The organism is Nocardioides cavernae, from assembly GCF_013410035.1.
GTDB classification, from domain to species: Bacteria; Actinomycetota; Actinomycetes; order Propionibacteriales; family Nocardioidaceae; genus Nocardioides; species Nocardioides cavernae_A.
On the sequence record NZ_JACCBW010000007.1, the window covers coordinates 68,700 to 91,214 of the forward strand.

The 22,515-nt window shown below is 71.9% G+C and carries 21 protein-coding genes and 1 riboswitch; of the genes, 9 read left to right on the forward strand and 12 right to left on the reverse strand.

From position 1 onward, the window contains the following. Positions 1–8 precede the first annotated feature (8 nt). Entirely contained in the window at positions 9–686 is a 678-nt protein-coding gene (ctaE, locus tag F4692_RS20110) for an aa3-type cytochrome oxidase subunit III (protein ID WP_475118977.1), read from the reverse strand. 38 nt (positions 687–724) lie between these two features. Here ctaE and F4692_RS20115 point away from each other — a divergent pair, with 38 nt between their 5' ends. The 3 genes from F4692_RS20115 (at position 725) to trpD (ending at position 3,227) form a co-directional block, all read left to right on the forward strand. After that, entirely contained in the window at positions 725–1,702 is a 978-nt protein-coding gene (locus tag F4692_RS20115; RefSeq protein WP_308645399.1) for a cytochrome c oxidase assembly protein, read from the forward strand. After that, complete coding sequence (locus F4692_RS20120) at positions 1,686–2,111, forward strand: Rv3143 family two-component system response regulator (RefSeq protein ID WP_179621515.1); 426 nt, start codon at positions 1,686–1,688, stop codon at positions 2,109–2,111. The genes F4692_RS20115 and F4692_RS20120 overlap by 17 nt, the downstream gene beginning before the upstream one ends. Positions 2,112–2,198: 87 nt before the next feature. After that, a complete protein-coding gene (trpD, locus tag F4692_RS20125; protein WP_179621516.1) occupies positions 2,199–3,227 on the forward strand; it encodes an anthranilate phosphoribosyltransferase in 1,029 nt (342 codons plus the stop codon). Here trpD and F4692_RS20130 read toward each other — a convergent pair. The 3 genes from F4692_RS20130 to F4692_RS20140 all read right to left on the reverse strand — a co-directional run bounded on the left by F4692_RS20130 (position 3,224) and on the right by F4692_RS20140 (position 8,721). After that, complete coding sequence (locus tag F4692_RS20130) at positions 3,224–3,940, reverse strand: hypothetical protein (RefSeq protein ID WP_179621517.1); 717 nt, start codon at positions 3,938–3,940, stop codon at positions 3,224–3,226. The two genes, trpD and F4692_RS20130, sit on opposite strands and share 4 nt — an antisense overlap. Positions 3,941–4,021: 81 nt before the next feature. Further along, positions 4,022–4,648: a YgjV family protein gene (locus tag F4692_RS20135; protein ID WP_179621518.1), complete on the reverse strand. Its 627-nt coding sequence runs from the start codon at positions 4,646–4,648 to the stop codon at positions 4,022–4,024. Between the two features lie 41 nt (positions 4,649–4,689). Beyond that, complete coding sequence (locus F4692_RS20140) at positions 4,690–8,721, reverse strand: Ig-like domain repeat protein (RefSeq protein ID WP_179621519.1); 4,032 nt, start codon at positions 8,719–8,721, stop codon at positions 4,690–4,692. 157 nt (positions 8,722–8,878) lie between these two features. Here F4692_RS20140 and F4692_RS20145 point away from each other — a divergent pair, with 157 nt between their 5' ends. Further along, positions 8,879–9,157, forward strand: a complete 279-nt coding sequence (locus F4692_RS20145) for an Lrp/AsnC family transcriptional regulator (RefSeq protein ID WP_179621520.1) — start codon at positions 8,879–8,881, stop codon at positions 9,155–9,157. Between the two features lie 4 nt (positions 9,158–9,161). Here the strand turns inward: F4692_RS20145 and F4692_RS20150 are convergent, their stop codons facing one another. Further along, positions 9,162–10,952: a DEDD exonuclease domain-containing protein gene (locus F4692_RS20150; RefSeq protein ID WP_179621521.1), complete on the reverse strand. Its 1,791-nt coding sequence runs from the start codon at positions 10,950–10,952 to the stop codon at positions 9,162–9,164. A 94-nt stretch (positions 10,953–11,046) separates the two neighbouring features. Here F4692_RS20150 and F4692_RS20155 point away from each other — a divergent pair, with 94 nt between their 5' ends. The 5 genes from F4692_RS20155 to F4692_RS20175 all read left to right on the forward strand — a co-directional run bounded on the left by F4692_RS20155 (position 11,047) and on the right by F4692_RS20175 (position 15,320). Continuing rightward, positions 11,047–11,322 carry a hypothetical protein gene (locus F4692_RS20155; RefSeq protein WP_179621522.1) on the forward strand — a complete coding sequence of 92 codons (276 nt, stop codon included), beginning with the start codon at positions 11,047–11,049 and terminating at the stop codon, positions 11,320–11,322. A gap of 10 nt (positions 11,323–11,332) precedes the next feature. Beyond that, a complete protein-coding gene (locus F4692_RS21920; protein WP_179621523.1) occupies positions 11,333–12,586 on the forward strand; it encodes an NYN domain-containing protein in 1,254 nt (417 codons plus the stop codon). 40 nt (positions 12,587–12,626) lie between these two features. Then, on the forward strand, positions 12,627–12,833 hold the full coding sequence (locus tag F4692_RS20165; protein WP_179621524.1) for a hypothetical protein: 207 nt from the start codon (positions 12,627–12,629) through the stop codon (positions 12,831–12,833). A 121-nt stretch (positions 12,834–12,954) separates the two neighbouring features. Then, a riboswitch (cyclic di-AMP (ydaO/yuaA leader) is annotated at positions 12,955–13,111 on the forward strand. Positions 13,112–13,210: 99 nt separating this feature from the next. Then, entirely contained in the window at positions 13,211–14,128 is a 918-nt protein-coding gene (locus F4692_RS21925) for a C40 family peptidase (protein WP_308645400.1), read from the forward strand. A 61-nt stretch (positions 14,129–14,189) separates the two neighbouring features. Further along, a complete protein-coding gene (locus F4692_RS20175; protein ID WP_179621526.1) occupies positions 14,190–15,320 on the forward strand; it encodes a hypothetical protein in 1,131 nt (376 codons plus the stop codon). 107 nt (positions 15,321–15,427) lie between these two features. Here the strand turns inward: F4692_RS20175 and F4692_RS21930 are convergent, their stop codons facing one another. From F4692_RS21930 to F4692_RS20210, 7 genes are all read right to left on the reverse strand, one after another. Continuing rightward, positions 15,428–15,592, reverse strand: a complete 165-nt coding sequence (locus tag F4692_RS21930) for a Flp family type IVb pilin (RefSeq protein ID WP_218858817.1) — start codon at positions 15,590–15,592, stop codon at positions 15,428–15,430. A gap of 115 nt (positions 15,593–15,707) precedes the next feature. Beyond that, positions 15,708–15,893, reverse strand: coding sequence for a Flp family type IVb pilin (locus F4692_RS20185; protein WP_179621528.1), 186 nt, complete (start codon positions 15,891–15,893; stop codon positions 15,708–15,710). Positions 15,894–16,071: 178 nt separating this feature from the next. Further along, positions 16,072–16,722: a response regulator transcription factor gene (locus F4692_RS20190; protein ID WP_179621529.1), complete on the reverse strand. Its 651-nt coding sequence runs from the start codon at positions 16,720–16,722 to the stop codon at positions 16,072–16,074. Next, complete coding sequence (locus tag F4692_RS21490; protein ID WP_179621530.1) at positions 16,719–18,284, reverse strand: histidine kinase; 1,566 nt, start codon at positions 18,282–18,284, stop codon at positions 16,719–16,721. Before F4692_RS21490 ends, F4692_RS20190 begins: the two co-directional genes overlap by 4 nt. After that, positions 18,281–19,201, reverse strand: a complete 921-nt coding sequence (locus tag F4692_RS20200; protein WP_179621531.1) for a type II secretion system F family protein — start codon at positions 19,199–19,201, stop codon at positions 18,281–18,283. Before F4692_RS20200 ends, F4692_RS21490 begins: the two co-directional genes overlap by 4 nt. Positions 19,202–19,206: 5 nt before the next feature. Further along, complete coding sequence (locus F4692_RS20205; protein WP_179621532.1) at positions 19,207–21,111, reverse strand: type II secretion system F family protein; 1,905 nt, start codon at positions 21,109–21,111, stop codon at positions 19,207–19,209. Then, positions 21,108–22,514, reverse strand: a complete 1,407-nt coding sequence (locus F4692_RS20210; RefSeq protein WP_179621533.1) for a TadA family conjugal transfer-associated ATPase — start codon at positions 22,512–22,514, stop codon at positions 21,108–21,110. Before F4692_RS20210 ends, F4692_RS20205 begins: the two co-directional genes overlap by 4 nt. Position 22,515 lies beyond the last annotated feature (1 nt).

The following is a 22,515-nucleotide window of genomic DNA, read 5'->3' on the forward strand; positions in this document are numbered from 1 at the left end:
TTCGGTCGTTACTTGATGACGTAGATCGTGAAGAACAGGCCGATCCACACCACGTCGACGAAGTGCCAGTAGTAGGACACCACGATCGCGGTGACGGCCTGCTCGTGGGTGAAGCGCCTGGCCAGGTAGGTGCGGCCGAGGACGAACAGGAAGGCGATGAGGCCGCCGGTCACGTGGATGCCGTGGAAGCCAGTGGTCAGGTAGAACATCGAGCCGTAGGCGGAGCTCGGGATGGTCACGCCGTGGTGGATGAGCTCGGCGTACTCGAGCGCCTGGCCGCCGATGAAGACGGCACCCATGACGTAGGTGAGGATGAACCACTCGCGCAGGCCCCACTTGGTGAAGTTGAGCAGCCCGCCGGTGCGCCCCACCTGGCCGCGCTCGGCGGCGAAGACGCCCCACTGGCAGGCGAACGAGGACGCCACCAGGATCGCGGTGTTGGCGGTGGAGAACGGCACGTTGAGCTTGGCCGTCTCCTGCGCCCACAGCTCCGGGCTCACCGCGCGGATGGTGAAGTAGGCCGCGAACAGCGCCGCGAAGAACATCAGCTCGCTCGAGAGCCAGATGATGGTGCCCACGCTGACCATGCTGGGTCGGTCGTGGTGCCCGTGCAGACGGGAGGCCGGAATCGTCGCAGTTGCTGTCGCCACGGATTCATTATGGCCGTTGAGGGAGGCGAGGGGCACCCCGACCCCCTGTGTAGTGACGTCATAAAGTTCACAGGGTGCTCCCCGTCCTCTCCGCGTCCTCCCAGGACGCCGCTGAGACCCTGCCTCCGTTCACGCTCGGCAGCGTGTTCACCGAGTGGGGGATCGACCCGATCCCGTTCGTGGTGGCGGTGTGGGCGGTCGGCCTGTACGCCCTCGGCGTGGTCACGCTGCACCGCCGCGGCGACCGGTGGCCGGTCGGGCGAACCCTCGCGTTCGTCGGGCTCGGGATGGGCTCGTTCGTGCTCGCGACGCTGTCCGGGCTGGGCCGCTACGACACCACGCTCCTGAGCGTGCACATGGTGCAGCACATGCTGCTCTCGATGGTCGTCCCCCTCGCCCTCGCGCTCGGCGCGCCGGTCACCCTCGCGCTGCGCACGCTCCCCGCGGCGCCGCGGCGCTGGCTGCTCGCGGTCCTCCACTCGCGCCTGGCCACGGTGCTGGCCTTCGCGCCGCTCGCCTTCGTCCTCTACGTCGCGTCGCCCTGGGCGCTCTACTTCAGCTCGTGGTACGACGCCAGCCTCAGCTCGTCGTACGTCCACCAGATGATGCACATCCACCTCGTGCTGGTCGGCACGCTGTTCTTCTGGCCCCTCATGGGTGTCGACCCGGTGCCCGGGCGGGTGAGCCACCCGTTCCGCGTCCTGCTGACGCTCATGACGCTGCCGTTCCACGCGTTCCTCGGCGTGACGATCATGGGGCAGACGAGACTCATCGGCGCCGAGCACTACCTGGCGCTGCGCGAGGGACCGATGGGCGCCTGGCTGCCGCCCGCGCTGGAGGACCAGCACCTCGCCGGCGGGATCCTCTGGGCGAGCGGCGACCTCATCGGCGTGCTGTTCTTCGGCGTCCTGTTCACCCAGTGGCTGCGCTCGTCGATGAAGGAGGCCGCCCGGGAGGACCGGAAGCTGGACCTGCAGGAGCGGCGCGCGCGTGTGACGAGCGCCTCAGGCGCAGGCCCGCGCGGGCACGGTTACGATGCGTCTCGTGACTGATGCATCCGCAGACCGTCCCCTCAAGGTCCTCGTCTACAGCGACGACGTGAACACCCGCCAGCAGGTCATCCTGGCGCTGGGCCGCCGTCCGCACCCGGACCTGCCCGAGGTCGAGTACGTCGAGGTCGCCACCGAGCCCGTCGTCCTCCAGAACATGGACCGCGGCGACATCGCCCTCGCCATCCTCGACGGCGAGGCCGTGCCGGCCGGCGGGATGGGCATCGCCAAGCAGCTCAAGGACGAGATCTACGAGTGCCCCCCGGTGGTCGTGCTCACCGGCCGTCCGCAGGACGCGTGGCTCGCGACCTGGTCGCGTGCCGAGGCGGCGGTCCCGCACCCGATCGACCCGATCCAGCTCGCCGAGTCCGTCGTCGGACTGCTGCGCCCGTCGGTCCCGGCCACCTCCTGACCACTGGCTGACCGCCGGAACACCACCGGCCGACCCACCCTCTGGGCTCACGGCCGCACCCGCTCGGGGCGCCACTAGCCTGATCCCATGTCCCACACCTGGCCCGACGTCCTCTCCACGCTGGTCGCCGGCAGCGACCTGACGACCGAGCAGGCGCGATGGGCCACCGACGAGCTGTTCGCCGGGGCGGCGACGCCGGTCCAGGTCGCGGCGTTCATCGTGGCGCTGCGCGCCAAGGGCGAGACCGTCGACGAGGTCTCCGGCTTCGCCTCGGCCATGCTCGCAGCAGCCAACCCCATCTCGGTGCCGGGCCGCCTCCTCGACGTCGTCGGCACGGGCGGCGACCGGTCGATGTCGGTCAACATCTCCACGATGTCCGCGATCGTCGCCGCCGGCGCGGGGGCACGCGTGGTCAAGCACGGCAACCGCTCGGCGTCGTCGAAGTCCGGTTCCGCCGACGTCCTCGAGGCCCTCGGCATCAGGCTCGACCTGTCACCCGCGCGTGTGGCGGAGGTCGCGGAGGAGGCCGGCATCACCTTCTGCTTCTCCGCCGCCTTCCACCCCGCGATGCGGCACGCGGCGGTGCCCCGCCGCGAGCTCGGCATCGCGACGACCTTCAACATCCTCGGCCCGCTCACCAACCCCGCCCGGCCGCAGGCGCAGGCGATCGGGTGCGCCGACGCCCGGATGGCACCCGTCATGGCGGGCGTGCTCGCCCGGCGCGGGGTGGACGCGTGGGTCTTCCGGGGTGACGACGGGCTCGACGAGCTCACCACGACGACCACGTCGACGCTGTGGCGGGTGCACGACGGATCGGTGACCGAGCACGCCGTCGACCCGCTCTCGCTGGGCATCGCCCGTGCGAGCACCGAGGACCTCCGCGGGGGCGACGCGGCCCACAACGCCGAGGTCGTACGCCGGATGCTGGCGGGGGACGCCGGGCCGGTGCGCGACGCGGTGGTCCTCAACGCGGGTGCCGCGCTCGCGGTGCACGGGGCGCCGGCCGACGACGTCGAGCCCGCCCTGGCCGCCGGGGTGGCGCGGGCCGCCGAGGCGATCGACTCAGGGGCAGCCGCGGCCGCCCTCGAGCGGTGGGTGGCGGCGAGCTCGGCCTAGCTCCGGGGGACCTTCAGCACGTCCTTCGGGTCGGGACGTCTCGGGTCGACCGGGTCGCCGAAGCTGCCGAAGAACAGCTCGTCGGGCAGGCCGGTGTCGTCGGTCAGGGCCATCTTGAGGACGCGGTGCGGGGCCTCGACGGCCACCCACACCGTGACGCGCTCCTCCCCGTCTCGACCTCGCAACGCGATCGCGTCCGTGCCGCCCACGTCCTCGCGCTCGCCGACCTGGATGGTGTCGTAGGTGTCCTTCTTCTTCAGCCGGAACCCACCCAGGAAGCTGTCGAGGTCGCACATCTCGAGGATGGCGTCGTCCCTGCGCTTGTCGACGGCCAGCCAGGACCCGCTGAGACGCGACACGACCGCGTCGGACGCGTCCGTGTGCATGCGCACGAACCGGTCATCGGCCTGGAACCACGCGCCCTCGGTCGTCTTGACGACCCGGATGTCGCCGTCCTCCGTCATCAGTCGTGCGGTGCACTGCTCCTCGTCGAGGCTGATGTCCATGCGGGTGAAGCCCAGCTCGTCGTGCTCCTGGCTGCCCTGGATGCGCATCGACGTGGTCTCGCGCATGTCCTCGAAGGCCGTCTTCGCCATCCGGCGGGGGCCCTGGTCCAGGAAGTCGTCGTCGTCACCCGCCGCGGCGCTGCAGCTGGACAGGAGCAGCGCGGAGCAGACGGCGGCGGCCGCCAGCGCGGCACGTGGGGGAGTCATGTGGGCAACCTCGATCGACGGGAGAGGCCATTGGACCACCTGCGGGCCCCGCCTGTACGTCGAACGGACAGGTCCCCGGGCTCAGGCGAGGTCGAGGACGTAGGAGTCGCCGTCGCGACGGAAGCCGAGCCGGCCGTAGTAGGCGCCCACCATCCCGGGAGGGGTCACCACGCGGCGTATCCCGCGGTCGCTGAGCAGCCCGCTGCGACGCCAGACGAACTCGCCGGGGGAGAAGTCGCGGTAGCGGGGCGTGACGTAGTCGAGGAGCACCTCGGCGGTGTCGTCGGCCTCGCGCACGAGCACCACGCCGACCGTCTCGTCGCCCTTCTGGACGAGGAACGCGGCGTGCGTCGACGCGGGGTCGTGGACAAAGTCGGGGTTGAAGCGGAGGATGTCGGCGCCGTGGACCCTGAGGGTGTGCCGGAGGTACTCGTCGGACGGTCCGACCTCGAGGACCTCGAAGGCGCTCTCGTCGTGCCGCTCGCGCAGGAGGCGGACGATGAACCACAGGTTGATCGCGACGAGCACCGTGTTCATGCCGACCATCGGCCAGACCGACAGCATGGCGTTGAAGACGATGAGGATGACGCACGCGATGGCGTTGAGGACGCGCAGCCGGAGCACGCTGGCCTGGAGCAGCGAGTAGACGAGCAGGGCGCTCCCGCCCCAGCCGAGGACGTCGAGCCAGTGGTCAGCGAGCCAGGTCACGGCGGGAGCCTACTGTCCCGCCGTGACCCGGCTGCCGGTCGTCACTTGACGACGTAGAGCTTGATCTTCTTCGACTTGGCACCGAAGACCTGAGCGTTGCCCATGTAGACGACCTGCAGCGTGTGCTTGCCCGGCTTGAGCTTCGCGAGCTTGAGCGTCTTCTTGCCCTTGTGGACCGGTGCCATGGTGAAGGAGGCGATCTTCTTGCCCTTGTCGAGCACCTGGATCGTGCCGTCGGGGCCCGTGAGCCCGGTGACCGTCAGCGTGATGCCGAGCTGGGCCTTCTTGGTCTTCTTGATCCGGTCCGCCTTGAGCACGCCCGTGACGGTCGCCTTCATCCGCGCCACCGACACCGCCGCGCTGGTCGCGGAACCGTCGGAGAAGCCGGACTTGGTCGCGGTGACGACCACCGCGACGTCGCGCCCGGCGTCCTCCGGCGTGAGCTTGTAGGTCGCGCTCGTCGCCCCGGGGATCGGCGCACCCGTCCTGACCCACTGGTAGGTCAGCTTGGGAGCGGCCTGGGACCAGGTCCCCGTGGACGCCTTCAGGGACTGGCCGACGGTGGCGGTGCCGGTGATGGTCGGCTGGACCGTCGCCTGGAGCGCCCCGGCCGCGGTGACACCGAGGGTGTTGCTCACGGTGACCCCGTCGTCGTGGCTGGGCTTGGTGCCCGTCACCTGCAGCGAGATGGCCTTGCCCATGTCGGCGACGGTGAGCACGTACGTCGTCCCGGTCGCGCCGCTGATGCGTGCTCCGTCGCGCAGCCACTGGTAGCTGTTCGTGACGTCCGGACGGTTCCACGTCGGCGGCACGCTCGTGAGCGTCGCACCCACCGTGCTGCCCCCCGGTGCGGAGATGACCGGGGGCTGGATCGCGGTCAGGCCCGCGTCGACGGTGAACGTCACGCGTGCGGTGCCGATGCTCGCCCCGGCCGCGTTGCGAGCGGTGACGGAGGCGGTGTAGGTGCCGGTGCCGAACTTCTTGGTCGCGGCGAAGGCCAGCGACGGCGTGGTGGCGCTCTCCACGGTGGAGCCGCTGTTCGCCGTCAGCGACACGGCGTACGTCGCCGCACCCGGGACGGCCTGCCACGTGACGACCGGTGCCGTGGGGGACTGGCTCGCCCCGTTGGCGGGCGAGGTGATGACCGGTGCGTTGGTGCTCACCCGGAACGAGCGGTCGGCGCTCCACGGTCCGACGTTGCCGGCGCGGTCGACGCGGCGCACGCGCCACAGATAGTCGGTGTCGCTGGAGGCCAGCGGCTCGTCCGGCGCGTACGCCACCGTTGTCACCCGCTTGGTGAACACGCGGTTGGCGGTCGAGTGGGTGGCGTCGTTGTTCTTGTAGACCTCGACGTCATAGCTGGTCGCGAAGTTCTGCGCCCCCCACCGGAAGGTCAGGGCGTCGCCGGTGGACACGTTGCCCTGCGGGGCGCCCTGGACCACGCCGGGGGTCGTCTTGGTGAACGACCGCGCAGGGGACCACTGCAGACCGTTCTGGCCGCTGTCGACGGCCTGCACCCGCCACCAGTAGGTGCCCTCGGGATAGAGGTCCCCGAGGGAGGTGTAGGTCGTCTGGTCCACGAGGGCGCTGTCGACCACGGTGCCGAACGAGGAGTCGGTGCCGACCTGCACGCGGTACTGGCGCGCCGCCTGGGGGGACCGCTCCGAGGTGCTCGGCCAGGTGTAGGCCTGGTTGTCGGCGAAGTAGTCGTTCCACGAGAACGTGACCTCGGTGTCGTCCTCGATCGCGGGGGTCGCGTCGCTGACCCAGTTGCCCGTCCGGAGCATGGTCGGGGCGGGCGAGGTCTTCTTGAACGAGTGCTGGACCGACCCGGTCGTCGAGCGCGGGTCCGGGCCGCAGTGCTTCGCGTCGGCGCAGGGCCGCACGTGCCAGTAGTACGCACCGGACGACGTGCTGTCGGCGAAGGCCCACTCGCGGTTGGACAGCGTCGTGGCGTACATCGAGCTGGTCGTGGCGGCCATCGAGGTGTCCGCCTCCAGCAGGTTGGTGAACCGCTGGTCACGGCTGACGTAGACGATGTAGAACGCCACGCGCGGGTCGGGGTCCCACCGCAGGACCGGGGTGGCCGGAGCGATGCAGTTGTCGGCGGCCTTGCACGAGGTGGCGTGGGTGCGCGCCTTGGAGCCGGCGAGCGCGATGCCCTGGCCGGTCACCGCGGCCAGCGGCTCGACCGTGTACTGCGCGCGTGGCCCGACCCCGATGAGCTGGTTGCTCGCGTCGAAGGCGCGGACCTGCCACACGTAGTCACCGGGGGCGAAGAGCTCGCGGCTGGTGTCGGTCATCGCCGGGTAGGGGACCTTGTCGCCGAAGAGCGCTCCGCTGATGGGGGCGTAGAAGGTCTGCTCGGCCTGGCCGATGGCCTTGGGGCCGATGTCGACGACGTAGTAGGCCGCGTCGGGGTGCGGCTGCCACGTCATGGTCGGGGCTCCCTTGATGCCGGTCGTCGCCGCGACGGGGGAGACCGGCGTCAGCGCAGGCTTGTCGTGGTCGGGGCGGGCGCCGCTGAGGGTGAAGCCCTCGTAGCGCAGCACCGAGTCCTCGCCGACCGACGTGGTGGCGAGCACGCTCCACCTGAACGGTCCCTGCTCGGGGTCCAGGCGGGTGTCGCCGGACGGGGTGTAGCTGGGCGAGCGCGTGATCGCCTCGACGACGCGGTTGTTGAACTTGTCGAAGACCTCGACGCGGTACTCGTCGACGCCGCTCACCGGGTCCCACGACAGGGTCGGGACGTCGACCTCGTCGCCGTCGGCCGGCGACATGTTGGTGATCGCGGCCGGGTCGTAGGTGAACTGGCGCGGCTCGGAGAACTGTCCCTGCACTCCGGTCACGGTGCCGCCCTTGGCGAACGGGCCGTCGAGGGGACGCACCTTCCACCAGTTGACCCCGGCCTGCAGGCGGCACCGCTCCTGCGTGCGCTGCACGGACCTGGTGCCGGTGTTCAGGTTGATGGCGAAGTTGGTGGGGGTGAACGTCGTGCCCGAGACCCGGCAGGACGTCGTGGAGATCGGGGCGAACCCCGAGGTGTCGCTGACCTGGACCTCGTACTCGGAGGCGTGGTCGACCGGCGTCCACTCGAGGAACACCGGCTTGCCCACCACGGCCTGGTTGGCCGGGTGCACCGCGACCGGCTTGGCGAGGTAGACCTTGCTGAACTCCTCGTGGCTCACCGTGCCCCACTGGGGCGTGTTGCCGGCCGAGTCGACCGCGCGCACGCGCCAGTAGTAGTCCTCGTTGTTGTAGGTGGTGGCGGGGGAGAAGCGCGTGCCGCGGATCCCGGTGACCTCGAAGAGGTCCTCGCTGGGGGAGGCGGCGAAGTTCTCGCTCGTCGAGACCTGGACGTCGTAGGACGCCGCGCCCGGCACGGGGTCCCAGTCCAGGACGATGTCGGTGACCTCCTCGCCGCCGACGGGCGAGACGAGACGGGGGCGGGTGATGCCGACGACGTCGAAGGTCGACAGCGTGCTCGGCAGGGACAGGTAGCTGCCCTTGACCGCCGTCACCTGCCAGAACCAGTCACCCTCGCCGAGGTTGGTCGGGACCACCAGGCTGGTGTTCTTGGTGCTGTAGGAGGTGGCGCCGATCATGTCGGAGTCGGCGTCGACCTGGACCGTGTACGACGTCGCACCGGGCACCGCCGTCCACGCCAGGAGCGGCGGGTCGGCCGGCTGGACCAGGTCGGCACCGGCGGCCGGGCTGGTCGGCGTGGGCGCACCCACCACAGGGGTGCTGAGCGGCGCGGCCGCCCAGTCGGAGCGCTCGTTGCTGGAGGACACGGAGCGCACGCGCCACGTCGAGTCCCCGGACGCGATCGCCTGGGTGGGCGACCAGGCCGTGTTGACGGTGGACGTGACCGTCCCGCCGACCTCGACCTCGTACTTGGCGGCGCCTGCGACGGCGTCCCAGCGCAGCAGCGGGGCCGTGTCGGACACGAGCCCGCTCGGCACGCCGGGTGCAGCGGCCTGCGCCGGCAGCGTCGACCCGAGCAGGGCGGCGACGAGCGCCAACGTGGTGGTGGCGGCTGCGGCGCTGAGCGCGCGCGTCGTGCGAGTCATCCCGGATGGTCCCCTCGTGGTGTGACAGTCGCGGTCACGCTAGGTGGCGGTACGCACGGGGGGAGGTGGAATGGCCCGGCCTGGTCACAAATGACTAGGAGGCCCACCCGATCGGTCAGCCGGTCCCTGCGGGCGCGGCTGGCGCTACGGTGAAGCCATGATCACCGCCATCGTCTTCGTGAAGGCCGACGTCGCGAGCATCCCCGAGGTGGCCGAGGCCATCGCCTCCCTCGACGGCGTGAGCGAGGTCTACTCGGTGACCGGGCAGATCGACCTCATCGCGCTGGTCCGGGTGCGCCAGCACGAGGACGTCGCGTCGGTGGTCGCGGACCGCCTCAACAAGGTCGAGGGCGTCCTCGAGACGGAGACGCACATCGCGTTCCGCACCTACAGCACGCACGACCTCGAGTCGGCGTTCAGCATCGGTCTCGACTGAGGGGTCACCGCACGGGTCGGTGCACCGGCGACGGCAGGCGCTGCTCGTCGAAGGGCACCAAGGACAGACGTGACTGGGTGGCCGCGTCGTAGACCGCGAGGTGGCGCGCGGCACCGCCCACCGGGCAGGTCCACTCGCCGGCCACGTCGACGAGACGGACGCCCGGCGACTCGAGCCAGCGCAGGATCTTCTCCGACTCCTCGGCCGTCGCGGCCGGCACCGGACCGGGTGCGCCGCTGACAGTCTCGGCGCTCGCGGTCAGCTCGCGGACGTACTGGTGGGCGTCGGCGCCGGGCGGGATCACGCCCGCGGCGGCGAGCCGGCCGTGGCGCACCACGTGGACCGACCAGCGGCCGTCGTCCTCCCGCCGGGCCGCGACGATCTCCGGGCACGCGGTCAGCGCGGAGAGGCGCTGGGTGCGGGCGGCGGCGCGGACGAAGGTGGCCAGCCGGTCGCGGTGCACGCCGGCCTCCTCGAAGCGCTCGCGGTCGGCGAGCGAGGTCATCCGCCGGTTGATGGCCTCGACGACCTCGTGCGGGCTGCGGACGAGCGTGTCGCGGAGCTGGCGGACGACCGCTCCGTAGGTGGACGCGTCGGTCGACCCGTCGCACGGCGAGAGGCACCGGCCCATCTCGGCGAGCGCGCACGACGACCCTGACGGCGTCGCAGGGAGCCGGTCGCTGCACTGACGGACGGGGAACGTCTCGTGGAGGGCGGCCAGGCACTTCTCCGCCGTCTTCCGTGACGAGAACGGTCCGAGGTAGTCGGCGTCGTCGTCGAGCACCTTGCGGACCAGCGAGAGGCGGGGCCAGGCCTCCCGGGTGAGCTTGAGGAAGTGGACCTTCTCCGGGAACCGGGAGCGGCGGTTGTACTTCGGCTTGTGCTCGGCGATCAGGCGCAGCTCGCGCACCTCGGCCTCCAGGGGCGTCGCGCACTCGATGCCGGTGACCGACGCGGCCAGCCCGACCATCTCGCCCATCCGGGTGCGGGTCTCGGACGCCGTGAAGTAGGTGCGGACACGGGTGCGGAGGTCACGGGAGGTGCCGACGTAGAGCACGCGGGAGCGGTCGTCGCGGAAGAGGTAGACGCCGGGGGCGTGGGGGAGCCCCTCGGCCAGGTGGCGCTTGCGTCGCTGCGCGGTGGTGACCCGCGAGGAGAAGGTCTGCAGCTCCTCCAGCGTGTGGACCCCGAGGCCGCCGAGACGCTCCATCAGCCCGTGGAGCACGTCGACGGTCGCGCGGGCGTCGGACAGGGCACGGTGGTTGGGGGTCGTGGAGGCGCCGAAGAGGCGCGCCAGCGACGAGAGCTTGCAGTTGGGGGCGTCGTCGCGGGTGATCACGCGTCGCGCGAGCTTGGCGGTGTCGAGCACCTCGAAGCGTGGCCAGGGGCGACCCTGCTCGCGTGCGAAGTGCTGGAGGAACCCCACGTCGAACGGCGCGTTGTGCGCGACGAGCACGCACCCGGCGGCGAACTCCAGGAAGGCGGGGAGCGCGGACTCGATCGGGGGCGCGTCACGGACCATCGAGCTCGTGATGCCGGTGAGCACGGCGATGAACGGCGGGATCTCGGTGCGCGGGTCGACGAGCGTCTGGAACTCGCCGAGGACCTCACCGCCACGGACCTTGACCGCCCCGATCTCGGTGATCATCGAGCCGCCCTCGGCCGAGCCACCGGTGGTCTCGAGGTCGACGACGCAGAACGTGATGTCGCGGAGCGGACGGCCGAGCTCGTCGAAGCTGCGCTGCGCCTCCCAGCGGGACGTCCCGCTCGTGGACCGGGTGGCAGTGGTGCTCATGTGGGGGACGCTAGACGTGGGATCCGACATCGGCGCGACGGCACGCGGACTACGCTGACCGCGCCCGCCCACGCCGTACACCCGAGGAGCACCCGTGCCTGACCAGACCACCGACCTCCGCGTCCCCGGTGACGGCGAGCGGTGGCGGTGCGCCGGATGCGGCAACCTGACCCGGTTCGACGTGACCCGCACCCGGCGGACGACCGAGTACTGGCACTTCGACCTCGCGGGCGAGCACCAGGTCGAGGAGCAGACCGTGCGCTCGGAGGACGTCGAGTCGGTGTCGTGCCGGTGGTGCGGACGCACGGACGCGATCGAGGTCGTCGACCGCGCCTCGGCCGACACGGCCGCCGACCCGGCCGCGGGCTGACAGGGACCAGGTGACCGGCACCGCGCCGCTGCCCGAGCGGCTCCCGGAGCGGCTCCGACTGCGCATCGTCGCGCTCGTCTCCGCGGTGCTGCCCTCGGTCACGCCCGTCCCCTCCCCGTTGCGCAAGGTCGCAGGCTTCGCGCCCGCGCGACGGGCGCGCCTGGGGGGTGCGGCGATCTGGTCCGCGCTCGAGGACGACGAGTTCCGCGAGCACGCCTCCGTCCAGGTGGCGGCCGTCCCCCCGGTCGGTGAGGACCCGGTCGAGGACGCCGCGCGGGCGTGGCTCGCGCGCCCCGAGGGGTGGGAGTCGGTCGTCGACGGGCTCGTCGAGTCGCTGGTCGAGGACGAGTCACGCGACGAGCAGGTCCATGCCGCGCAGGCCAGGTTGACGGCGCAGCTCGCGGCGGTCCAGGCCGAGCTCGCCGCCGCGCGGGCGGAGCACCGCGAGGAGCTGGAGCGGGCCAGGGCGGAGCACAAGGTCCTGCGCCAGCGCCTGGGCGAGGCCCGCGGTGTCCTGCGGGCAGCCGAGCAGGCGCGCGACGCGGCGTACGCCGCGCGTGACGAGGCGCTCGCCGCCGCCGGTGCCGCCACCCGCGCCGCCGAGGTGGACGTACGCCGCATGCGCGCGCAGCTCGAGGAGGCGGAGGCGGGCCTGGCCGCCCAGCGGCGCGACTCCCGCTCGGAGCGCGACGCCGCCAGCATCCGTGCCCGGCTGCTCCTCGACGCCGTGGTCGACGCCGCCACCGGGCTGCGGCGCGAGCTCGGCCTGCCGGCCGTGAGCGGCTCTCCCGCCGACGCCGTGGAGTCCGAGCTGGCCGGCATCGACGCGGCCCCCGCCTCCAGCGCGCCGGCGACGCCCGCGCTGCTCGAGCAGACGCTCGCGATGCCGCGCGCGCGGCTCGTCGTCGACGGCTACAACGTCACCAAGCAGGCGTGGCCGACCGCCAGCCTCGAGGCGCAGCGCAGCCGGCTCGTGCAGGCCCTGGGGCCGCTCGTGGCGAGGTCCGGGGCGGAGACCACCGTCGTGTTCGACGCCGCCGAGTCGACCGTCCGCACGGCCATGCCGGCGCCGCGGGGCGTGCGGGTCGTCTTCAGCCCCGAGGGCGTCATCGCCGACGACGTGATCCGGCAGCTCGTCTCGGCCGAGCCGCGCGGCCGGGTCGTCGTCGTGGTGACGGGGGACCGGGCCGTGGCCCGCGACGTGGCGCGCGCGGGTGCTCGCGCGGTGCCCGTCACCGCACTCCTCGGCGTGCTGGGGGCCTGAGCCGAGCCCGTTGTCGGTGGTCCCTGTCACCGTTCCGGACATGACGACACGGATCGACTGCGACACCTGCGTGGTGCGCGGGCTGCACTGCCACGACTGCGTGGTGACGGTGCTCCTCGGCCCACCGCCCGAGCTGACCATCGACGACGACGAGATGGCGGCGCTCGACGTGCTGGCCTCGGGTGGCCTGGTGCCACCCCTGCGGCTGGTCGAGCCCGTCGCGGGGCCGGTGGTCGAGTCCGCCTGACGGACCGATCACCCGACACGCGTCCACAGTTCGCCCGAAGATTGGCGAGCCCTGCGGGTCCCGTCTAGGGTGGTGCCCGACGTCCGTGGCAGTGGGTCACCAGGCCCGCGCGGGCGTCGCGCCGAGTCGAAGGCCACATCCCCCGCACCACCTGTGGCCGACGAGCCGGGGAACCACACTTCCCCCTGGGGTGAATCCCCTGTGAGGCGCACTGCGCGAGCGGTGCGTGGAGCAGGGGTAGGACATGTCGTGCCGAACCCGTCAGCTCACCCGGTAGGCGTACGACACCCCGAGGAGTACCCCCGCTCGTGGCTCACGCCCGCACGCGAGTTGGCGCGACCGTTCTAGGTCTCACCGCGATCGCTGCCATCGCCTTCGTGCCTGCGACCCCCGCTCAGGCCGACCCCGACATCAAGGACGTCAAAGCCAAGGTCGACCGTCTCTACCACGAGGCCGAGGCCGCGCAGGAGCGTCTGCACGACGCCCGGCTCGACCTCGCCGACCTCCGAGGCGACCTGTCCGGCCTGAAGGCCGACCAGGAGCGTCAGGACGAGCGCCTCGACGCCGTCCGCGCCCAGGTCTCCGACGCCGTCGTCCGACAGCTGGAGGGCGAGGGCATCTCGACCGTCGGCCAGATCGTGGTCTCGGAGGACCCCGGCGCCTTCCTCGACTCGCTGTCGACGATGTCGTCCTTCAACGACCTCCAGTCCTCGCTCCTGTCGGACTACGACACCGAGCTCGAGGCCCTCGAGATCCGCCAGGAGGCGACGGCCGACCGGACCGCCGAGATCGCGGAGCTCACCGAGCAGCTGAGCGTCGAGAAGGAGACGGTCGACGACAAGCTGGCCGACGCCAAGGAGCTCCTCGCCGACCTCGAGGCGGAGGAGCGCGAGCGCCTCCTCGCCTCGCGCGGCAGCGCCCGCATGCCCGCCTCGGTGCCGGCCTCCGGCCGCGCGGCGGCGGCGGTGCAGTACGCCATGGCGCAGGTCGGCGACGCCTACGTCTACGGCGCGATGGGCGAGAACGCCTTCGACTGCAGCGGCCTCACCATGCGCGCGTGGGCCCAGGCCGGCGTCTCGCTGCCGCACTCGTCCAGCGCGCAGTTCAGCAGCGGCCCGCGGATCGCCGCGAGCGACCTGCAGCCGGGCGACCTGGTGTTCTACTACAGCCCGATCAGCCACGTCGGCATGTACATCGGCAACGGCATGATCGTCCACGCCGCCAACCCGGGCACGGGGGTCGCGGTGTCGGGCCTCTACTCGATGCCCTACGTCGGCGCGGTCCGCCCTGGCTGACCAGCAGACCTCGAAGGCCGGCCGTCCACTCCTGTGGACGGCCGGCCTTTCGCTGTTGCTGGTGGCCGTCCTCGCCGTCGTGCTGACCCGCGACGACCGTCGTGAGGTCGAGCCGCGGCAGGTCGACGTCCCGCGGGCCAGCCCGGCGGCGGCGAGCACCGCCCTGGCGGACTTCGTGGCCGGCGTCCGGGCAGGCGACGAGGGCCTGCCGGGCGATGCGGGCAGCAACGCCCGGGCGCTGGGGCTGTCGTCGGTGACCGCGAGGTACGTCGACCAGGTCGGCACCGTCGGCGAGGACGGGTCGTGGTCCGGCGTCGTCGAGGTGTCGTGGCAGGTCGACGGCTTCGACGCGCAGCCGGCTCGCGCCGAGGTCGCCGTCTCCTTCGCGCCGGAGGGCGACGGGGTCGCGATCACCGGGTTCGGCGGGGAGGGCGCCGGCCGGGTGCCCCTCTGGCTGGGCGGCGCGCTGGCCGTCGCACGGGCGGACGGCGTCCTGGCGATGGTGCACGGCGACCAGCGCGAGGCCCGGGCCGTCGTGGAGCGCGCACGCCGGGGGATCGGCGTGGTGCGGCAGGTGCTGCGCGACTGGACGGGGCCGGTCGTGGTCGAGGTGCCGGCGAGCGCCGCGGACCTCGACGCGGCCCTGGGGGTCGAGCCCGGGACGTACGCCGGGGTGGCGGCGGTCACCGCAGCCGTGGGCGGCTCGGCCGGACGCGGCGCGCCGGTGCACGTCTTCGTCAACCCCGACGTCACCGAGGGGCTGCGCCGGGCGGGAGCCCAGGTGGTGATGAGCCACGAGCTCGCCCACGTCGCCACGGACGCCGTACGCACCCCGATCGAGCCCTGGCTGCTCGAGGGGTTCGCCGACTGGGTGGCGCTGCGCGACACCCGACTGCCCGACCGCACCACGCTGGGGCGGGCGATCGCCGCGGCGCGACGCGACGGCGTGCCGGGCGCGCTCCCGACGGCGGCGGACCTCGACCCGCGCGGGGCGGACCTGCAGGCCCGCTACGAGGAGGCGTGGCTGGCCTGCCGGATCATCGCGGAGCGGCTGGGGGAGCAGGGGCTGGTCGAGGTGTACGAGCGCGTCGCCCGCGGCGGCCGTGTGGGCCGCGAGCTGGCGCGGGCGGGCCTGCCGGTCGCTGGGCTCACCCGCGCGTGGCGCCAGCGGCTCGCTGACCTGGCCGGCTGAGCAACCCGGAACGCACTGGAGGCGACCAGCAATGCTGGTCGCCTCCAGTGCGTTCGGGCGGTCGTGTCCTCGGCGCCCCATGCGCCGGGGTGGCTGTCGAGCAGGCGTCAGATGACGCCGGCCAGCCAGTCGGCGAGACCGCCGAAGTAGGTGTCGAGCGCCGTGCCGAACAGGCCGACGCCCGCGACGATGACGATCGCGATGAAGCCGACCAGCAGGCCGTACTCCGTGGCGGTGGCGCCGCGCTCGTCGCGCTCGTGCGTGGGTGTCACGGTGTCTCCTTGTCGCAGGTGTCGCAGCTGTGGCAGTTGTCGTAGGTGTCCCGGATGAGGAAGGGGCCGGCCACTCCGCGTCGGAATGGCCGGCCCCTGCATCAGGAACGGTTGGTCACCAGCCGTCGACGGTGTCCGCGAGGCCCTCGAAGAAGCCGTTGAGCGCGTCGCCGAAGAGGCCGACACCCACGACGATGATGAGGGCGATGAGGCCGACCAGCAGGCCGTACTCGGTGGCGGTGGCGCCCTTCTCGTCGTCCTTGCGGCCGACGATCATGAGGGTGATGAACTTCTCGAGCATGGTTTTCCCCTTAGGTGTCTGTGTGATGAGTCTCGGTTCCGAGCCCGCGAGGCCCGTCGAGAACAACTCTGCCCGGTTCTGCGGCCTGGCGGATCGGGTGATCGGCCCGCTTCGGATAGCCCCTTGTGACTAGTCCCGGACCACCCCGCCGCCTCCGGCGATGACCCGACCGGCCAGGTCAGAAGCCCCGCTGGGGCGACGCGTGGTCGAGCAGGCCGAGGCGCATCGCCGCGACCAGCGCCTGCGCGCGGTTGGCGGCCCCGAGCTTCTGGTAGATGTGGGTGATGTGGGTCTTGGCGGTGGACTCGCTCATGTAGAGCGACCCGGCGATCTCGCCGGTGCCCATCCCGTCGGCGAGCAACGCCAGGACCTCCTCCTCACGCGCCGAGAGCTTCGGAGGCGCGGGCGCGGTCGCGCGGCGCATCATGGCCGCACTCAGGCCGGCGCAGAGGAAGGTGCGCGGCGCGACGGCCGCGTGGCGAGCGGCGCTCACGACGTCGGACGCCTTGCTGTCCTTGCCCACGAACGCCGAGGCACCGGCCTCCATGGCGGCGAAGATCTGGTCGTCGCCGGCGTGCATCGTGAGGACCACGAGGCCGACCGCGTCGGTCGTGCTCCGCACCTGGCGCACGACCTCGAGGCCGTGCCCGTCGGGGAGCTCGAGGTCGGTGACGACCACGTCGGGATCGAGGTCGCCGAACGCCTGCACGCCCTCGGCGACCGAGCCGGCCTGGCCGACGACCGACATCTCGTCGTCGCGCTCGAACGCGCGTGCCAGGCCCTGGCGGATGAGCTCGTGGTCGTCGATGAGCAGGACACGGGTGGTCATGCGTACTCCTTCGTGGCGGTGGCCGGTGGGGTGGTCGGGGGGGAGTGGAGGCGGACGACGGTGCCGCCGCCCTCCCGGGGCGTCACCTCGAGCGAGGCCTCGATGCCGGCGGCGCGCTCCTGCATGCTCTGCAGGCCCCAGTGGCGCTCCTTGGGCCTGGCGTTGCCGATGCCGTCGTCCTCGACCTCGAGGAGCAGAGTCGTGCCGTCGGAGACCAGGGTGACCCACAGGTTCTCGGCCCGGGCGTGCTTGCGCACGTTGCCGATCGCCTCCTGCGCCACGCGCAGGAGCTCGGTCTCGGTGCGAGGCGGGAGCGCGGGACCGGACTCGTCGAGCACGAGGTTCACGCGCACGTCCATGTCCTGGGTCACCTGGTGGACGTAGTCGGCGAGCGCGCCGGACAGGCGGTGGTCGGCGACGTGGTGGCGCAGGTCGAGGATGGAGTAGCGGATCTCGGCGACGATGCGGCTGATCTCGTCGCGCAGGGAATCGGCCAGCGCGACCGTCTCGTCCTCCTCCGACACCGAGGCGATCTCGTCGACGATGTAGCCGAGGGCGGCGAGCTCCTGGGCGACGCCGTCGTGCATCTCGCGGGCGATCCGCTTGCGCTCCTCGGCCGTCGCGAGGCGACGCACCTCGTCGAAGAGCACTGCGGTGTCGAGGCGCAGGGCGAACTCGTCGGCCACCGTCTGGGCGACGCCGCGGACCGCGTCGGGCCAGCCCTCGGTGCGCTTGAGGACCACGCTGCCGAGCTGGTGGCCGGCGCCGCGGAGGCCGATGACGAGCACGTCGCTCTTGTGCTCGTGATTGGCGCCGAGGGCGTGGCTGGCCAGCGAGCTGGTGTCGCCGTGGCCGGCCAGCTGGACGAGCGGCTGGCCCCACGCGTGGCCGTAGACGGCGACGCCGGTCGCACCGGTGCCGTCGCGGAGTCGGCCGGCCAGCTCGGTGGCGAGCTTCACGCTGTCGAGGCCGACCTCGCCGCGGCTGGCGAGGTCGTGCAGCTGGCTCATCAGCTGGTGGGTCGCGACGTAGGGCGCCTGCCGTTGCTCGAGGTCGCGAATGCTGCGGGTCTGCACACCCGCCAGCACGCCCACCCCCAGGCCGGTGAGGAGCCAGAACCCGGCCGACTGCAGCACGTCCATCGACGGCGGGTCGGCGGACACCCGGCTGCCGATCACCAGGGCGGCGGTGGACACCAGGAACGCGTTGGTGGCGGACAGCCACCCCAGCCGGATGCCGGCGACGAGCGGAGGTACGGCGAGGTAGAGCAGGATGGCCTCGTCCCGCGTCGGCTCCGACCCGACCACGGCGGCAACCAGCATGGCCTCCACGACCGGCACCCAGCGGTGCTGCGACTCGACGCCCACCCGCTCGACCAGGCTGGCGAGGGCCGCCAGCAGCCCGAGCGCGACGACCAGGGTCGCGACCTGCCCGACCCCGTCCGCCGAGACCGCTCGACCGACGACCAGTGCGATGGCGAAGACGCGCACCGCCGTGGTGATGCGCCAGCTGCGCCGCGCGGACGTGGGTGCGTCGGCCGACGCGACGAGGTCGAGGATCACCCGAACAGGTCACCCATCCCCAGGAAGACCGGCCCGATCACGACGATGAAGATGACGGGCAGGATGAAGAAGATGACCGGGAAGAGGATCTTGACGGGCACCTTCTGGGCGGCTTCCTCCGCGCGCTGGCGGCGCTTGGTGCGCATCTCGTGGCTCTGGATGCGGAGCACGCGGGCGATCGGGATGCCGAGGCTGTCGGCCTGCACCATGGCGAGGCAGAAGGACTTGAGGTCGGCGAGGCTGGTGCGCTCGCCCATCGCGCGCATCGCCTCGGAGCGACCGATGCCGAGCTGCATCTCCTGCAGCAGCCGCGAGAACTCCTGCGCGAGGGGACCGCTGGTGTTCTTGGCGACGCGTGCCACCGCGGCGTCGAAGCCGAGCCCGGCCTCGACGGAGATGGTCAGCAGGTCCGCCGCGTCCGGCAACGCGTCGCGCATCAGCGTCTCGCGCTTGTCGCCGGCGTTCTTGAGCAGGACGTTGGGCAGCATGTAGCCGAAGGCCGCGAAGCCCGCCGTGAACAGGAGCAGGCGGTCGACGCTGGACTCCCGGGACAGGGCGAACAGGAACCCGAGTGCACCCAGGACGCCCAGCCCGAGCACCTTGAGGCCGATGATCCGGTTCACGTCCCACGCCGGCGGGTTGCCGGCGATGTCGAGCCGGTGGGCGATCTTGGCGGCGGTGTCGGCCCTGGTGATCTTGCGTCCGATGCCCACCAGCCGACCGCCGAGCGGCGCGATCACTCGCTCCGTGAACGGCCGCTCGAGCTCGGCCGTCATCACGCTTGGTGCGCTGCTGATGGCGTTGACGGCGGCCACGGACCGCGCGACGGCGCGGCGCTCGGAGGTGAGCACGCCCATGATCGACAGCGCGGTGACGATGGACAGGAAGAGGAGACCGGCTCCGAGCAGAAGCAACATGGGTGTCACACCTTGATCTTGGTCAGTCGAGACATCACGAAGCTGCCTGCCGCCAGCATCCCGATGGCGACGGCGCACATCACGTACCCCGTACCGGTCGTGTACAGAGGCTTCACGAAGTCGCCCTTGAACACAAGCATGTAGCAGAACAGCGCGATCGGCAGGCCGGTCAGGACGTAGCCGGAGAAGCGGCCCTCGGCGCTGAGCACCCGCACCTGTCGACGGAGGTACTCGCGGTCGCGCAACGTCTCCGACACGGTGTTGAGCAGCTCGGCGAGGTTGCCGCCGACCTCGCGCTGGATCCGGATCGCCATGACGACCCAGGAGAAGTCCTCGGACTCCATCCGCTCGGCGACGTTCTCGAGGGTCTCCTCGATCGGGATGCCGAGCCGCTGCTCGACCAGCGCCCGTCCGAGCTCACCGGCCATCGGCTGGTGACCCTCGCGGACCACCGTGTCGACCGCCTGGGGGAGCGAGAGACCGGCCGAGAGACCGCCGGCCATCAGGGTGAGGGTCTCGGCGAGCTGGGCGTTGAAGGCGGCCAGGCGCTTGCTGTGCTTGCGCTTGAGCCACCACCACGGGACGAACACGCCACCGATGAACGCGATCGCCATCAGGGCGCCGCCCTTGAGGACGAACCCCGCGAAGGCGGATCCGATGGCGATCGCCCCATGGAGGAGCAGCCACTCGGCCGGCTTGAGCGGGGAGCCGGCACCGGCGAGCCGCTTGGCGAGCTTGTCCTCGAAGTCGCCCTGGACCACCGTGCCGGCCAGGCCGACGGCGGCGTCCTTGAGCGAGCCCTCGGCCTTGGGGCGTCCGCTGCGCTTGCCGCTCGCGCTCGTCTGGCCGCTCTGGGCGAAGTAGCTCTCCAGGCGCTGGTCGCTCAGTGACTTGCCCGCTCCGCCACCCAGGGCGAAGGCGAGGATGCCGGCCAGGCCGAGCCCGAAGGCGAGCATGCCCACCAGGAACCCGGTCCGGCCGATCATGGGCGTGCCCGCCTCGACCGTGCGGGGCGCTGCAGCGGTGGGTGCCGCGTCGCCCAGCCCGACCAGGGCGGAGTCGGTGTAGGTGGCCCCGCCGTCTGAGAGCGTGGCCTCGACCCGCTGCTCGCCGGACGTGCCCTCGGGAAGCTCGAAGGTGACGAGGACCTGGGAGGCGAGCGCCTGCGCCTGGGCGGAGAACACCGCGCCGAGGGCTCCGGCGTCGGCCGTGATGACCTGACCGCCGGCGCCAGACGCCAGGGTGTCGAGGGTGGCCTGCTGGGCCGCGGACTGGGCGAGCGCCACGACGTCGACGACGACGCCCGACTCGGCAGCCGCCGTGGTGATCTCGTCGATGCCGGTGGAGCTGCCGGTGTCGGCGCCGTCGGACAGGACGAGGAGGGAGCGCGCGCCGTCGGCGCCGGCCAGGTCGGTCGCGGCCGCGACCGCGTCGTACATCTTGGTGCCGGGTGCGAGCTGCACGCCGGCGAGGGCGTCGACGACGGCCTGGTGGTCGGTCGTCGGCTCGATGGTCTGCTGGACCTTGCCGGCGAAGGTGACCAGGCCGATCCGTACGTCCTCGGGGGCGGCCTCGAGGAAGGAGTCGATGGCGCTCGTCGCAGCGGCGAGCTTCTCGCCCTCCATGCTGTTGCTGGCGTCGAGGACGAGGACCGTGGTGCGCTCGACCGCACCGCCCTCGACGGTCTCCGCGGACGCGTCGACCGCCTCGCCGTCCACGGTCACTGCGACGCTGTCGAGATCCGGGGACGCCCCGCCGGGGAGCTGGTCCACGCCCAGCAGCATCGACACGCTGCTGCCGTCCGACTCGACGTGGTCGATGTCGATCTCGTCCGCGGCGAACGCCGCGGGGCCGAGCGCCAGGGCCCCGAGGGCCACGGCGATCGCGACGACGGACGGGACGCGCCTCATCGGAAGCCCCCGTGGGTCGCGAAGACGGCGGGGTCGACGTGGACGCCGTGGTCGGAGAGCCGCTCGAGGAAGCGGGGGCGGAGGCCGGTCGAGACGAGCTCGCCCTGGAACTTGCCCTGGTCGTTCATCCCGGCGGAGTAGTCGAAGAGGAACACGTCCTGGGTGGTGATGATGTCGCCCTCCATGCCCACGATCTCGGTGATGGCCGTGATGCGGCGGGAGCCGTCCTTGAGACGCGTCTGCTGGATGATGAGGTCGACCGCGCTGGACACCTGCTCGCGGATGGCGCGCACCGGGAGGTCCATGCCGGCCATGAGCACCATGGTCTCGAGGCGGGCGAGCGCGTCGCGGGGCGTGTTGGCGTGGAGCGTCGAGATCGAGCCGTCGTGGCCGGTGTTCATCGCCTGCAGCATGTCGAGCGCCGCGGCGTCACGGATCTCGCCGACGACGATGCGGTCGGGACGCATGCGGAGCGAGTTCTTCACCAGGTCGCGGATCAGGACGGCGCCCTTGCCCTCGATGTTCGGCGGGCGGGACTCCAGGCGCAGGACGTGGTCCTGGCCGAGCCGGAGCTCGGCGGCGTCCTCGATCGTGACGATGCGCTCGTCGTCGGGGATGAAGGACGACAGCACGTTGAGGGTGGTCGTCTTGCCGGCGCCGGTGCCGCCGGAGACGAGGATGTTCAGCCGGCCCTTCACGCAGGCCTCGAGCAGGCTCGCCGACATCGGCGTGAGGCTGCCGAAGTTGATGAGGTCCTGGACCGTGTAGGGGTCCTCGGAGAACTTGCGGATCGTCAGCTTGGAGCCGTCGAGGGCCAGCGGCGGGATGATCGCGTTGACACGCGAGCCGTCGGGGAGACGGGCGTCCACCATCGGGCTGGCCTCGTCGACGCGACGCCCGATCTTGCCGACGATCTTGTCGATCGTGCGCCGCAGGTGGGCTTCGTCGGAGAAGCTCGTGCCGGTCTTGACGAGCTTGCCGCCACGCTCGACGTAGATCGAGTCGTAGGCGTTGACCATGACCTCGGACAGGTCGCCGTCGCGCAGCAGCGGCTCGAGCGGCCCGTAGCCCAGGATGTCGTCGGAGATCTCCTGCGTGATCCGGGTGCGGTCCGCGCCCGACATCACGACGTCGGTGGCGGCGACGGCGCCCTGGAGCGCGAGCCGGACGTTGCTCTCCAGCTCGCTCTGCGTCATGTGGACGTCGTAGAGCTTGGGGCCCAAGGAGGCGACGAGCTGGGCATGCACCGCGCGCTTGACGTCCTCGAACGGGTCGCGGGTCGAGGTCCGGGCGGCCTTCGGCGCACCTGTCGACGGGGCGACCGCCGGCGACTTCTCCTGGGGTGCGTCGACGCCTTCGCTGCGGGCCCGCTGGGCGGCGGCGAGCCGGTCGGTGAGTCCCATG

Coding starts and splice junctions, on each gene's coding strand:
- F4692_RS20130 (WP_179621517.1), bottom strand. CDS start 3,940: ATGACTCCCCCACGTGCCGCGCTGGCGGCCGCCGCCGTCTGCTCCGCG.
- trpD (WP_179621516.1), top strand. CDS start 2,199: ATGTCCCACACCTGGCCCGACGTCCTCTCCACGCTGGTCGCCGGCAGC.
- F4692_RS20140 (WP_179621519.1), bottom strand. CDS start 8,721: ATGACTCGCACGACGCGCGCGCTCAGCGCCGCAGCCGCCACCACCACG.
- F4692_RS20165 (WP_179621524.1), top strand. CDS start 12,627: ATGACGACACGGATCGACTGCGACACCTGCGTGGTGCGCGGGCTGCAC.
- F4692_RS20150 (WP_179621521.1), bottom strand. CDS start 10,952: ATGAGCACCACTGCCACCCGGTCCACGAGCGGGACGTCCCGCTGGGAG.
- F4692_RS20205 (WP_179621532.1), bottom strand. CDS start 21,111: ATGAGGCGCGTCCCGTCCGTCGTCGCGATCGCCGTGGCCCTCGGGGCC.
- F4692_RS20190 (WP_179621529.1), bottom strand. CDS start 16,722: ATGACCACCCGTGTCCTGCTCATCGACGACCACGAGCTCATCCGCCAG.
- F4692_RS20210 (WP_179621533.1), bottom strand. CDS start 22,514: ATGGGACTCACCGACCGGCTCGCCGCCGCCCAGCGGGCCCGCAGCGAA.
- F4692_RS20120 (WP_179621515.1), top strand. CDS start 1,686: ATGCGTCTCGTGACTGATGCATCCGCAGACCGTCCCCTCAAGGTCCTC.
- F4692_RS20200 (WP_179621531.1), bottom strand. CDS start 19,201: ATGTTGCTTCTGCTCGGAGCCGGTCTCCTCTTCCTGTCCATCGTCACC.
- F4692_RS20185 (WP_179621528.1), bottom strand. CDS start 15,893: ATGCTCGAGAAGTTCATCACCCTCATGATCGTCGGCCGCAAGGACGAC.
- F4692_RS20145 (WP_179621520.1), top strand. CDS start 8,879: ATGATCACCGCCATCGTCTTCGTGAAGGCCGACGTCGCGAGCATCCCC.